The following is a 12,534-nucleotide window of genomic DNA, read 5'->3' as shown; positions in this document are numbered from 1 at the left end:
TCTTCCCGCTTTATAACAAATTCACGGCGCCAAAGCAACTTCCCACGCCTTACGAAACTCGCCCACGCTGCCGTATCGGCTCTCCCGGTCCGGCGAAGCCGCCTTCCGCGCAACCCCGTACAGACGGTCGTCGCCTCCACGCTTCCCGCTCGCGCCGTCCGCCCGCCAAAAAGACGAACGCGGCCGCCCCCATCGCAACCACGTTCGTTCGATTGTCGATCAAGCTTCCTTTCACGAATTCCTCCGGCGCCATAAACCGGCTCGAGCCGAAAATGCGTTCCGCTTGCAGCACGAACGGCCCTTTCGCATAAAGATCGAAATCGCAAAAACGCGTCCGGTCCCGGGCGAAATCGCACATGATGCTTCCGTCGTAAAAATCGGCGCCGGAAGCGCCGCCGTCCGTCTCGTTCCGCTTTTCGTTTTCTTCGCGAAACAAAACGGCAAAACAGATGTAACAGAACTGAAATATCGTTTTCATGTTTCTTTAAGGTTGCCCGCCTATACTTGGAGTTAACCCCCTTTTTTCATATAAATGATCGCTGGAAGAGCCTGCGGCCCGTTGCCGTCAGGTTCTCTTTTTTTGCCTCATGACGAAATTTGTCATAACACATTCAACGATCCAAACCGATCATGATGAAAGATCGCGACATCTTGATGCATCCGGGCTCCGTTTGTCGCCAATTTGCATTGACATATCGAGCGACCTTTTCTAAAATGTGTTATAACAAATAAAGATGAATGCGCTTTCTTGAAGAGTATTTGTCTTATGCCAAGCTCCGCTTCCAACCATCGCATACCCGCTTGTCGATTTCCGCAGCATACCGATTCCCGACATCTTGTTGAGAAAGCGCATAACCTATACCCGATCGTTCCGCCCGATCTTTGATGAAGGAGGTGTTGCCGCAAGCGGCATCATCCGACATACGATTCGTCTCGGCCGACGGGAGGCTCCGCCGCCCGTCGCCGTTATCGCCGGCCGAAGCGCAGCAGCGGCCGATCGCCCAGCGCGAGCGACTGTCCCTATCTCGAACAAGAAACGGAGGAATGTTATGCAAAGAGGAATTGCCTGGTTGTCCGTCGTCATGCTCGCCGGCTTTATCGCCGGATGCGCGAAACCGGCGAATCCGGGAGCCGGCGAGCCGGGAGCCGCCGTCGCTTCGGAAAAGCGCGACCCCGTCACGATTTCGTTCAGCAACGGATTTTTGACGGACGAAGATTTCGACCGCTACATTACCCAGCCCGTGCAAAAGAAATATCCTTGGATCACGATCCAGAAAAGCAACGGAAAAGGCTTGACCGAGCGTGTCGGAGCCGGAGACACTCCGGATATTGTCGTTCATCACAACATCGGAGGCATGCAGACGTATCTCGATTTGAACTTGACGTACCCTTTGACGGAGATGATCAAGAAGCATCGGATGGATTTGAACCGTTTCGAGCCCGAAGCGCTCGACGCGGTCAAGGCGGCCACCCAAATGGATGAGCTGGTCGGGCTCCCGTATACCCGGCATTTTTCCGCGCTTTATTACAACAAGGACATCTTCGATAAATTCGCCGTTCCGTATCCGAAGGACGGCATCACCTGGGACGAAGCGTACGAGCTCGCCAAAAAGCTTACGAGAATGGAAGGCGGCGTGCAGTACCGCGGACTCGAGCCGAACGTGACCGAGCGGCCGGCGTCGCAATTGTCGCTGCCGTACGTCGATCCGACTACGAAGAAGGCGCTCGTCAATACCGAATCGTGGAAAAAGGTGCTCGGCTTCATGGCGAAAATCCGGCAAATTCCCGGCAACGATCAAATCACCTACCACGGCGGAGCCAACGACGTGTTCGTGAAGGAGCAGCGGCTGGCGATGCTCGCTTCGAACAACATTTTGTTCGAGGGCAATTTGTACAAATACCCCGATTTCAACTGGGACATGGTCACTTATCCGACTTGGCCGGAGGCGCCGGGCATCGCGCTGCGCAACGATCAGCACATGATGTCGATCGCCGGCACGAGCAAGCATAAGGACGAAGCGTTCCTCGTCATCGCCACCGTTACGTCGGACGAAGTGCAGATGAGCATTTCCAGGCAAGGCAAGCTCAGCATTTTGAAGGATCAAAGCATTCGCGATGCGTTCGGCGCCGACCTTGACTTCGCCAAAGGGAAAAATTTGCAGGCGATTTACAAGACGAAGCCGGCGAAATCGTTCGTCCCGACCAAGTACGACAGCATCGGCATGGGCGCGATCAACGACGCGCTCAAAGACGTCGTCTCCGGCGGAAAAGACTTGAACACGGTGCTGCGGGAGGCGGAGGAAAAAATCAACCTGAAAATCGCCGAGAAAGAGGGCGGCAGCGCGAAATAACGGGACGACTCGGGAGACTGCGACGCAGGACGCGCCGCGGTCTCCTTTCCTGTCCTTCCGGACAAGCGAAGCCCGGGCGAAAAAACGCCCGCCTCAAGCGGACTCCGAATTTACAACGGGAAGCCGAAAACGATATAATTTAAGTACATAAACAAGTACGGACAAGCAAGGCGAAAAACGGCCGCCAGATAGGATGAGGGCGAACTTGACCAAAGACAGCAAACCGCTTTACAGCCTCATTGTCGATGAGCTGAAAAAGCAAATTTCATCCGGGGACTACAAACCGGAAGACCAGCTGCCGACGGAAGCGGATCTCGGCGCGCGGTTCGGGGTAAGCCGCATCACGACGCGGCGGGCGCTCGAGGAGCTGGAACGCGACGGGTACATTTACCGGATCAAAGGGAGCGGCAGCTTCGTCAAATCGATCCGGCGCTCGCCGTCGGACGGCCGGTCGGACGCGGCGGGCAGCATGGTTTCGCTCATTTTGCCGACGGAAGCGGACCGCGGGACGATGGGATATATTCGCGGCGCCTCGGAATGGCTTAACGCCAACGGGTACTATTTGAGCATCCACCAAAGCGATTACGACTCGCAGAAAGAGCGCAGCCTGCTGGAGACGCTGGCGAAAGACGGCATCGCGGCGATCATTTTGTATCCGCGCAACGATCTTTCGAACTACGACGTGCTGCACAGGCTTTATTTGTACGAGTACCCGATCGTGACGATCGACAAATATTACGACAGCCTGCCGCTCGTTTCCGTCGTTTCGGACAACTTCGACGGCACCTACAAAGCCGTTTCCCGCCTCGTCGAGCTCGGCCACCGCAAAATCGGATTTTTGTCCGGCTTCAGCATCGAATCGACTTCCTCGGTTCGCGACCGTTACTTCGGATATTGCCAAGCTTTGAAGGATCACGGCATTCCCGTCGACAGCCGTCACGTGCGGCTGCATATGAGACCGTACCGGGACGAAGTCGGCGTCGACCGGTTTTACGCGGAGCTGCTCGAATCGTATTTAAGCGACGGGATAACGGCCGTGCAGACGGAAAACGATCTCGTCGCCGCCAACATGCTGAACCGGTTCCTGGACGCGGGGCTGCGCATTCCGAACGACTTCTCGATCGTCGGCTTCGACAACAACCCGGTGACGGAGCATTTGATCGTGCCTTTGACGACCGTCGAGCAGCAGTTTTACGAGATCGGGCGCAAAGCCGCCGAAATTATCGTCGATTGGCTGAACGGTACGAAGCCGGCTCCGGAGAAAGTGCTCGTGCCGGTCAAGCTTTTGGAGCGAGGCACGACCGGAAAAGCGCCGGGACCGTAACCCGGCGCGCGCGTTCGATTCGATGCGAGGCGAATCCCGCTATCGCACGGGCTTGAAGGATGCCCGCTGCGGCGGGATTTTTGTTTATGCGCCGACATAGCGGTCCCGATGGACGCTTAACCTTTTACCGACTCGCGGCAATCGGACTTGCTCCTTCAAGACGTCCCCCCTATCTCGGAGCCGCATTAAGAATGTTCAACCTCGTTAAAGCATCGCATCGTTAACCAAGAAACGTAGCGGTACGGCACGAATGCGCTATGCCATAACGGTGTGCTCCGAAACTTTTAACTGTATTAATTTCCACAAAAAAGAACACACGTTCGCTGTAATATGGTACAATACAATTCGGTATAATTGCCCATTCGCATTTATTTATCGCATCGATGAGGAGAGAACCGTTTTGCTGCAAAAAACGCACAGCGCGGCAGGGCTCGTTGCCGCCGAAATCATACTGGTCCGCCAAGGCGTTCCTTTTTTGTCGTGGGAAGCCGCCGGTGCGATCCTGCTCGGCTGTTTGGCCGGAACGCTCGCCGACGTCGACAAGCCGGGGTCGACGATGGCCAAGGTGCTGTTTCCGCTGTCGGCTTTTCTGAAGCTGTTGCATGTCCGCCATCGCACGCTCACCCACTCCGCCCTGTTTATCGCGGCTTTGGCCCTTGCCGCTTCGCCATTGCCCGCTTTGTATTACTGGGTGTTCGTCACCGCCTACGCTTCCCATACGGCGATCGATCTGCTTAACGAGAACGGCGTGCAGCTGTTTTGGCCGATCAAAGGCAAAATACGACTGCTTCCGAAGTTTATCGCGATCGACACCGGCTCGGCGAGCGAAACGGCGTTCCGTTGGATCGTCCTACTGGTCAGCTTGTGGATCCCGATTTCGACGATTTGGTTTTAGGCGAAGGGACAGTGAGCGGACGGTCCCGGCAATTGTACCGGCTCGATGCCGCTTCGGGGTTTCGTGGCGCTGCCCGGTTAGGACACGCCCCGGTCCCGCTGAACCGGGATAAGTTGGCGTAACGGAGAAGCGCGGATTGCATGGTCGAATCGGCGAAGAACGCGGTGCGGGATCGTTGTCACGAAAGTTTCGCACAAAGTTCATGCGGACGTCGTATATCCATAATCCGGCAGCAGCGCCGAATATGCTAAGATGGGCGTAACAAGAAGGAATGGGAGATGAATGCGGATGAAAGCGCGAATGACGGGAATTGCCGCGACGTTCCTGCTTGCGTCGGCCGTGATGGCCGGTTGCGGAGCGGGAGGCGGAAACGGGGAAACGAAAACGGGCGCCGGCGAGGCAACGGCCGTAGCGGGCGGCAACGCCGAAGCGCTGTACAAGAAGCAGTGCATCTCGTGCCACGGCGATCAGCTGCAGGGCCGCATCGGTCCGGGCACGAATTTGACCAAGGTGGGCGGCAAGCTTACCCGCGAGCAGATCGCGACGCAAATCGAGAAGGGCGGAAACGGAATGCCCGGCTTCAAAGGCAGTTTGAACGAAGCGGAAATCGGAACGCTGGCCGACTGGCTCGCCGCGAAAAAGTAAGCTTGAACCGGCAAAGCCCGGCGCGTAAAGCAACGCGGCTGATACAATCAGCCGCGTCGTCGTTTGACGCCGGTCGCTTTGACGCAAGAGCAGCTGCGCTTCTTGCAGCACTCAGCAATGCACCGTGGAGCACGATCTGCCCCGCTTCTCTCTCGTCGCGCCGCTATTCCCCGGCAATAACGCTCTTAGGAGCATTATCCGGCGCGGTTTCGCCACTTTCACGCGGATTAATGCTCCAAGGAGCGCTACTCCACCGCTCCCGCGTCCCTACATGCCCTCCGTCTCCGCTACGGCATAGGCGCCGGCTGTCGTGGCCGAGTGGGTGATGCTGAGATGGAGGCGCAGCGGCCGCGACCGGCCGAGCCGCACCCAGGCGGCGTCGGACAACCGGCATTCCGGCTTGCCGCAATCGTCCGGCAAAATGCGGATGTCCTGAAAGCCGACCTCGCGCCCGATGCCGCAGCCGAGCGCCTTGACGACCGCCTCCTTGGCGGCGAACCGTCCGGCCACGAATTCGGCCAAACGGGCGCGACCGCGCCGCCCGGCCAGCTCGCGCTCCTCCGGCGTCAACACCCGCTCCACGAAGCGCGCCCCGTGCGGCTGTTCGAGCAGCCGCCTGACCCGCTCGATATCCAGCAAATCGATTCCGACCCCTGCGATCATGCGACCGATCCCCGTCCTTTCCGCGTAACGCCCTCGTCCGCCGCGCCGGACGCTTACGTTTCCCGTGCTAATAGGCTATATTATAAGGGATTGCGGCCATATGTCCAATATCCCGATCGATCGATATCCGCATCCATTCGCCGGCAAAGGAGAATCGTCATGGACCAAGCAACGAAGCGCGAGCTTTTGCACAAAGACCGACTGCGGGTGTGGCACCCGTTTACCCAAATGAAAGACTACGCCCGCCAAGATCATCTGCTCATCGAAAAAGCCGAGGGCATCTACTTGTACGACGCCGACGGCAACCGCTACTACGACACCGTCTCGTCCTGGTGGGTGAACGTGCACGGCCACGGACATCCGCGCATCAAGCAGGCGATCGCCCGCCAGCTGGAGGAGACCGACCATATTATGTTCAGCGGCTTCACGCACCGGCCGGCGATCGAGCTGGCGGACAAGCTGGTCGGCATCGCGCCGCCCGGTCTCGGCAAAGCGTTCTACTCGGACAACGGCTCCACGGCGGTGGAGGTCGCGCTCAAAATGTCGTTCCAATATTGGCGGCATGTCGGCAAGCCGCGGAAGACGAAGTTCGCCTTCCTCGAAAACAGCTACCACGGCGACACGCTCGGCGCCGTCAGCGTAGGCGGCGTCGAGCTGTTTCACGCCACGTTCCGGCCGCTGCTGTTCGACGCCTTCCGGCTGCCCGCCCCGCGCATCCGGCAATGGGCGGACGGAAGGCCGACTCCGGACGCCGCCGCGCAGGCGACGGCCGAAGCGCTCGACGCGGCGCGCCGTCTGCTCGAGGCGTCCGCGGACGAAATCGCCGGGCTGATCGTCGAGCCGATGATCCAGGCCGCCGGCGGCATGCTCATGCACCCCGCCGAATACGTCGCCGGGCTGCGCGAGCTGTGTACGCGCTACGGCGTGCATCTGATCGCCGACGAAGTGGCGGTCGGCTTCGGCCGCACGGGCACGATGTTCGCCTGCGAGCACGCCGGCGTCGCCCCGGACCTGCTCTGCCTGTCGAAGGGGCTGACCGCCGGCATGATGCCGCTCGCCGTCACGCTGTGCACGGACGACATTTACGAGGCGTTTTACGACGACTACGAGACGCAAAAAACGTTTTTCCACGGCCACAGCTTCACCGGCAACCCGCTCGCCTGCGCGGTCGCGCTGGAAAGCCTGCGTCTGTTCGAGGAGGAGCGCGTGCTGGACCGCGTACGGACGACGGCCGGGCTGCTGCGCGAGCAAGCGCGCCTTTTCGAAAGCTGCCCGCACGTGGCGAACGTGCGCTGCCTCGGCATGGTCGCCGCCTTCGATCTGGTCGAAGATCCGAAGACCGGCCGGCCCTACCCGTCCGCCCAGCGAAGAGGCTACAACCTTTACTTGGAGGCGCTGAAGGAAGGGCTGATTTTGCGCCCGCTCGGGGATACGATTTATTATTGGCTGCCTCACTGCACGACGGCCGAGCAGCTTCGCGACATCGTCGACCGGACATGCCGCGTGCTCGATCGGCTCGGCTACCGGTGAGACCGGCACCGCCCCGGCTCGGCTTCGGCCGGGGCGTTATACGTTTTGCGCGCCCTCAGCAATACGAGAATGCGAGAAACGAAGAGCAACATGCAGCAAAAACGGTTTCAACCCGTCTATTTTGCGAATAATCGAACAATTTGCGCGCTGCGTTTCCTTGATCGTTTCCGGCACGCATCGATACAATATTATCAGCACTCACTTCCATCGAGTGATAACAGGCGGACCGCGGTCATCCGAAGGAAGGAGGGATGAAGTCTTCCAAGTTCGACTCCCGAATCATTACAAATGAGAGAAGAATTTCAACCTGCCGATTTTTACCGGACAAGCTTTTGTCCGCAAACAAATTTCCGTAATGCGTAGCGTTGCTTCGGGAACCGCGTATTTCGAAAATTTCTTTGACCGAAAGGCGTGAAGATCCCGGGGTACGAAATGCTTCTTTTTTTTCTAATTTTTTGGGGAGGCTGATGTTGAATGAATGCATTGCTGCTTGCCGGAGGACTCGGAACGAGACTGCGCCCGCTGACGGAACAGCTGCCCAAGCCGATGGCGTTGGTCGCCAACCGGCCGTGGCTGGAGCATCTGATCGTTCAATTGAAAGACCAGGGGATCCGGAACTTCGTTATCGCGCTCAAGCATTATCCGGATCAAATACGGAATTACTTCGGCAGCGGAGAAAAGCTGGGCGTATCCATCCGGTATGCCGTCGAAGAAACGCTGCTCGGAACGGCCGGAGCCATCAAAAATGCGGAGCGGTATCTCGACGAGCGATTTATCGTCGTCAACGCGGATATCGTGCACGCCATCGACCTGCTCCCTCTGCTGGAATTCCACAACGGCCACGGCGGGGCGGTGACGATCGGCTTGACGGAAGTGGACGACCCTTCCCATTACGGGGTAGTCGAGCAGGACAAATACGGACGAATATTGCGTTTTGTGGAGAAGCCCCGAATAGGCGAAGCTCCCTCGAACCGAATCAACGCCGGAATTTACGTGATGGACAAAAGCGTGCTGAGCTGCATTCCGGCCAATCGGGAAGTCTCCATAGAACGCGAAACGTTCCCTTTGCTGATCGAAAAGCAGGTCGGCGTTTACGGCAAAACCGTATCCGGGTATTGGATGGACATGGGGACGAACGAACGGTACCGCAAAATCCATTGGGATTTGTTGAATCGCGAGTACAGCCTGCCCATTCGGGGACGGGAAAACGAGAACGGGATTTGGGTCGGCGACCATTGCGAAATCGGAGCGGGCGTATTGCTCGTCCCCCCGGTATTGATCGGAGATTACGTGAAAATCGGCGATCGTTCCGTCATCGGTCCGAATGTCGTTATCGGCAATCGATGCATCCTCCGCCAGCACGTCCGCTGCTCGGACACGATTATGTGGGACCGGTGCAAGGTGAACGACGGGACGCATTTGAAAAACTGCATCTTCGGCTACGATCTGGAGCTCGGCTCCAGGCACATTTTGTACGAAGCGGTCATGAACCGGAACGGAGTGATCCAAGGATGAGCAGAATCGCCTACGTCAGCACGTACGTGCCGCAGAAATGCGGGCTGGCCACCTATACGTATCATTTAAGAAAATCCGTCCATGCCGGCGACCCGAAAAGGAAAGACCCGGTCGTCGCGCTTCACGACGCGGAGACGGACTTCGGCGGCGATCCCCTGCTGTGGCCGATCAGGCGCAACGATCCCGACGATTACGTCAAGATGGCCGGAAAAATCAACCGCTCGGATATCGGGGTCGTATCCCTCCAGCACGAATTCGGCATATTCGGCGGCGAAGCGGGCCAATTTATTTTGCATTTGGTGCGGAATTTGAAAAAACCGCTGGTGACGACTTTCCATACCGTTTTCGAAAACCCGAAGCCCCCTTATGCCGACATCCAGCGGGAGATCGCGGAGAAAAGCGCCCGGATCGTCGTCATGAACCGGATGGCGGTTTCGTTTTTGAACCGATCCTTCGGGATCCCGACCGAAAAAATATGCTTCATTCCGCACGGAACGCCCGAGCCTGACGCCGACAAACGGCAAAAGTACAGGAAGCAGCTCGGCTGGCACGACAGGAAGGTCGTGATGACGTTCGGCCTGCTCAGCCGGGGCAAAGGGATCGAGCTGATCCTGAAGGCGCTGCCCGAAATCGCCCGGCACGTTCCGAACGTTCTGTACGCGATCGTCGGCCAAACCCATCCCGAGGTCAAAAAACACGAGGGCGAACGGTACCGGGAGCAATTGTCCGGGCTCATTCGAGACAGCGGGATAACCGGACATGCGGTCATGATCGACAAGTACATGGAGGAAGCGGAGCTCGTCAAACATATTATGGCTTGCGATCTGTACGCGACGCCTTATCCGGGCATGCAGCAGATTACGAGCGGAACGCTCGCTTACGCGGTCGGCCTGGGCCGCCCGGTGCTGTCCACCCCATACAGCTATGCGCAGGATTTGCTGAGCGATTACCGCGAGCTGCTGATCCCGTTCGAGGACGACCGGGCGTGGGCGGAACAAATCGTCTCCCTTCTCCGAAACGACGTATTGCTCCGGGATTGGGTGAAAAAAATCGAAAAGCTGGGGAAATCGATGCATTGGCCGAAGGTCGGCATGCTGCACGAGGAGCTGTTCTCCGAGGTGAGCCGGCTTGAGTCCGTCACCGGTTAATTTCGGGCATCTGATCAAGCTGACGGACGAAACCGGCATTGTCGAACACGCTCTCGGTTCGATTCCCCGCCGCAAGGAAGGCTACAGCACCGACGACCAGGCCAGAGCGCTCTGGGCCTGCCTGGAATGGGTCGAGCTCGGCGGCGAAGAAGACGCGGCCGCGCTGGAGCCGCTGATCGATACGTATTTGGCTTTCCTGCTCTGGGCCCAGCAGGAAAACGGCCGTTTTCACAACAATTATGCGTTCGAACGAACGAAGGAGGACGAAACGGCTTCCGACGACTGTCTCGGGCGCTGCCTGTGGGCTTGCGCGCTGGCGATGACGAAGCTCAAGGAACGGGAACGGCGGATGGCCGCCGAGGCCATGTTCGTCAAGGCTCTGCCCCAGGCGGAACGGATGCGGTCCCCGCGCGGCTGGGCTTACGCCCTTTCCGCTTTCGGCTTGCTCGTTCGCCATGCTTTTCCGGAGCCTCTCGTGCCGCGGATCGAGAAGCTGGCTTCACGATTGACGGACGGCTACGAGCGTCACGCGAAACCGGGATGGCATTGGTTCGAACCGATCCTGGTCTACAGCAACGGGATTTTGCCGTGGGGGCTGCTCTGCGCGTACGAAGTTTTAAAACGGGACGACCTGTTGGCGATGGCGATCGACAGCCTCGATTTTCTCATTCGTCTGTCGGTTAACGATCGGGGGCATATTCGTCCCGTCGGAAACAAAGGATGGTGCACGCCCGAATATAGGGCGATCTGGGATCAACAGCCCGTCGACGTGATGAAGCTGGCGCTGGCCGCTTCCAAAGCTTACGAAATCACGGGAGCCCCCTCCTATGCCGACATTGTCGCCAAATGCAGAAGCTGGTTTCACGGCGACAACGACGCCGGAGCGGCGATGGTCGATCCGGGAAACGGCGGCTGCTTCGACGGCTTGACCGAAAACGGACCGAATCTGAACCAAGGGGCCGAGTCCGTCCTCTCGTATTTGTTGACGGAAGCCGTCTATGCCAAACTCAATGCTGACACTAGAAGAGGTGAAGGAACATGAAGCTTGCGCAAACGAAACGTTCTGCTATCCCCGCCCGCGTCTTTCGCGAATACGATATTCGCGGCAAAGCCTACGAGGATATCGATCTTCCGTTTTGTTATTGGCTGGGCCGCGCGTTCGGCGAGAAGGCGAAGGCGGCGGGATTCGCCGCCGTCGTCGTAGGTCACGATAACCGCAAATCGTCTCCCGACTTCCACCGCGCGCTCGTTTCCGGCTTGCAGCAATCGTCCTGCACCGTCATCGATATCCGCGAAGTAACGACGCCCATGTTTTACTATGCGCTCGAATGGTTCAAACAGCCGTGCGGCATTATGATTACCGCCAGCCATAACCCGGGGGACGAAAACGGCTTTAAAATCGCGATGGATTACACGACCCTCTACGGCGACGCCATACAGGATTTGCGCAAAAGAATGGTCCGGCTCGCGGAGGAACAGGAGCTTCCGGACAGCTTCGGCATAAGCGCCGGCCTGATCCGGCGGGAGGATATCGAGGAGCCTTACCTGAGCATGCTGGCGGACAAAATCAAGCTCGGCCCGAAACCGTTGAAGGTCGTCGTCGATTGCGGGAACGGCACCCCTTCCCCGTTCGCCCCGAAAGCGTTAAGAAACTGGGGCTGCGACGTTGTGGAGCTGTACTGCAAGTCGGATCCGGATTTCCCCAACCACCATCCGGACCCGGTGGATCCTCGCAATTTGGCCGATTTGATCGGCACCGTGAAACGGGAACAAGCGGACATCGGCATTGCCTTCGACGGAGACGGCGATCGGCTCGGCGTCGTCGACGAGCGCGGGAACATCTTATGGGGCGATCAGCTGATGATTTTGTTCTGGCGCGAAATTCTCCCGAGCTACCCCGGCTGCGACGCTCTGGTCGAGGTCAAATGCTCGAAGGCGCTCGTGGAGGAAATCGAAAAGCTGGGCGGCCGTCCCGTCTTTCACCGGACCGGACATTCCCATATTAAAGCAAGCATGCGCAAGCTGAATGCGCCGTTTACCGGCGAAATGTCGGGCCATCTGTTTTTCCGGGACGAATATTACGGCTTCGACGACGCTTTGTATGCGGCCGGCAGGCTGCTCCGGATTTTGTCCGGGGCGGATAAACCGTTATCGGAGCTGTTCGCGGACGTTACCCGGTATGTCGCAACGCCCGAAACGAGAGTCCCGTGCCGCGACGACGAAAAGCTGCGCATCATCGAGAAGGTGAAAGCTTACTTCGCCGGCCGCTATGAGACGGTCGAGGTCGACGGCGTCCGCGTGCTTTTCCCCGAAGGCTGGGGACTTGTCCGCAGCTCGAACACGCAGCCGATTCTGGTGCTGCGGGCGGAAGGGGATACGGACGCCGGGCTGAAGCGAATCAAGTCGGAGCTGGAGAAGGCGCTGCGCGCCGCTTCCCCGCGGTTGGCCGTCGAATGGTAATCC

At 58.4% G+C, this 12,534-nt stretch carries 11 protein-coding genes; 9 read left to right on the top strand and 2 right to left on the bottom strand.

All coding sequences use genetic code 11. The features are described from left to right. Positions 1-49 precede the first annotated feature (49 nt). Positions 50-478, bottom strand: a complete 429-nt coding sequence (locus tag PV407_RS26735) for a hypothetical protein (RefSeq protein WP_332093056.1) — start codon at positions 476-478, stop codon at positions 50-52. Between the two features lie 571 nt (positions 479-1,049). Between PV407_RS26735 and PV407_RS26730 the strand changes: the two genes are divergently transcribed. The 4 genes from PV407_RS26730 (at position 1,050) to PV407_RS26715 (ending at position 5,215) form a co-directional block, all read left to right on the top strand. After that, positions 1,050-2,351, top strand: coding sequence for an ABC transporter substrate-binding protein (locus PV407_RS26730; protein ID WP_332093055.1), 1,302 nt, complete (start codon positions 1,050-1,052; stop codon positions 2,349-2,351). Positions 2,352-2,556: 205 nt separating this feature from the next. Further along, positions 2,557-3,675 (top strand): LacI family DNA-binding transcriptional regulator, encoded by a 1,119-nt coding sequence (locus tag PV407_RS26725; protein WP_332093054.1) that lies wholly within the window; start codon positions 2,557-2,559, stop codon positions 3,673-3,675. 400 nt (positions 3,676-4,075) lie between these two features. Further along, complete coding sequence (locus PV407_RS26720) at positions 4,076-4,570, top strand: metal-dependent hydrolase (RefSeq protein WP_332093053.1); 495 nt, start codon at positions 4,076-4,078, stop codon at positions 4,568-4,570. A 288-nt stretch (positions 4,571-4,858) separates the two neighbouring features. Then, positions 4,859-5,215, top strand: a complete 357-nt coding sequence (locus tag PV407_RS26715) for a c-type cytochrome (protein ID WP_332093052.1) — start codon at positions 4,859-4,861, stop codon at positions 5,213-5,215. A 267-nt stretch (positions 5,216-5,482) separates the two neighbouring features. On the opposite strand, the gene acpS is transcribed toward PV407_RS26715, so the two are convergent. Continuing rightward, complete coding sequence (gene acpS / locus PV407_RS26710; protein WP_332093051.1) at positions 5,483-5,878, bottom strand: holo-ACP synthase; 396 nt, start codon at positions 5,876-5,878, stop codon at positions 5,483-5,485. A gap of 159 nt (positions 5,879-6,037) precedes the next feature. On the opposite strand from acpS, the gene bioA reads away from it, so the two are divergent. The 5 genes from bioA (at position 6,038) to PV407_RS26685 (ending at position 12,531) form a co-directional block, all read left to right on the top strand. Beyond that, positions 6,038-7,408 carry an adenosylmethionine--8-amino-7-oxononanoate transaminase gene (gene bioA, locus PV407_RS26705; protein WP_332093050.1) on the top strand — a complete coding sequence of 457 codons (1,371 nt, stop codon included), beginning with the start codon at positions 6,038-6,040 and terminating at the stop codon, positions 7,406-7,408. 474 nt (positions 7,409-7,882) lie between these two features. Further along, the gene (locus PV407_RS26700) at positions 7,883-8,923 is read left to right on the top strand and encodes an NDP-sugar synthase (RefSeq protein ID WP_332093049.1); all 1,041 of its coding nucleotides are present in this window, start codon (positions 7,883-7,885) and stop codon (positions 8,921-8,923) included. Next, positions 8,920-10,071, top strand: a complete 1,152-nt coding sequence (locus tag PV407_RS26695) for a glycosyltransferase family 4 protein (protein ID WP_332093048.1) — start codon at positions 8,920-8,922, stop codon at positions 10,069-10,071. The genes PV407_RS26700 and PV407_RS26695 overlap by 4 nt, the downstream gene beginning before the upstream one ends. After that, positions 10,052-11,113, top strand: a complete 1,062-nt coding sequence (locus PV407_RS26690) for a glycosyl transferase (protein ID WP_332093047.1) — start codon at positions 10,052-10,054, stop codon at positions 11,111-11,113. The genes PV407_RS26695 and PV407_RS26690 overlap by 20 nt, the downstream gene beginning before the upstream one ends. Next, positions 11,110-12,531 carry a phosphomannomutase/phosphoglucomutase gene (locus PV407_RS26685; protein WP_332093046.1) on the top strand — a complete coding sequence of 474 codons (1,422 nt, stop codon included), beginning with the start codon at positions 11,110-11,112 and terminating at the stop codon, positions 12,529-12,531. Before PV407_RS26690 ends, PV407_RS26685 begins: the two co-directional genes overlap by 4 nt. The last annotated feature ends 3 nt before the right edge of the window (positions 12,532-12,534 follow it).

Origin of the sequence: Paenibacillus sp. GYB003 (genome assembly GCF_036577625.1) — a bacterium.
In the GTDB taxonomy this organism is placed as follows: Bacteria; Bacillota; Bacilli; order Paenibacillales; family NBRC-103111; genus Paenibacillus_AB.
This window is presented reverse-complemented; position numbering and strand designations above follow the sequence as displayed.

Excerpts from the sequence above, each read along its gene's own strand:
- PV407_RS26735 (WP_332093056.1), bottom strand. The coding sequence starts at position 478 with ATGAAAACGATATTTCAGTTCTGTTACATCTGTTTTGCCGTTTTGTTT.
- PV407_RS26730 (WP_332093055.1), top strand. The coding sequence starts at position 1,050 with ATGCAAAGAGGAATTGCCTGGTTGTCCGTCGTCATGCTCGCCGGCTTT.
- PV407_RS26715 (WP_332093052.1), top strand. The coding sequence starts at position 4,859 with ATGAAAGCGCGAATGACGGGAATTGCCGCGACGTTCCTGCTTGCGTCG.
- acpS (WP_332093051.1), bottom strand. The coding sequence starts at position 5,878 with ATGATCGCAGGGGTCGGAATCGATTTGCTGGATATCGAGCGGGTCAGG.
- bioA (WP_332093050.1), top strand. The coding sequence starts at position 6,038 with ATGGACCAAGCAACGAAGCGCGAGCTTTTGCACAAAGACCGACTGCGG.
- PV407_RS26700 (WP_332093049.1), top strand. The coding sequence starts at position 7,883 with ATGAATGCATTGCTGCTTGCCGGAGGACTCGGAACGAGACTGCGCCCG.
- PV407_RS26695 (WP_332093048.1), top strand. The coding sequence starts at position 8,920 with ATGAGCAGAATCGCCTACGTCAGCACGTACGTGCCGCAGAAATGCGGG.
- PV407_RS26685 (WP_332093046.1), top strand. The coding sequence starts at position 11,110 with ATGAAGCTTGCGCAAACGAAACGTTCTGCTATCCCCGCCCGCGTCTTT.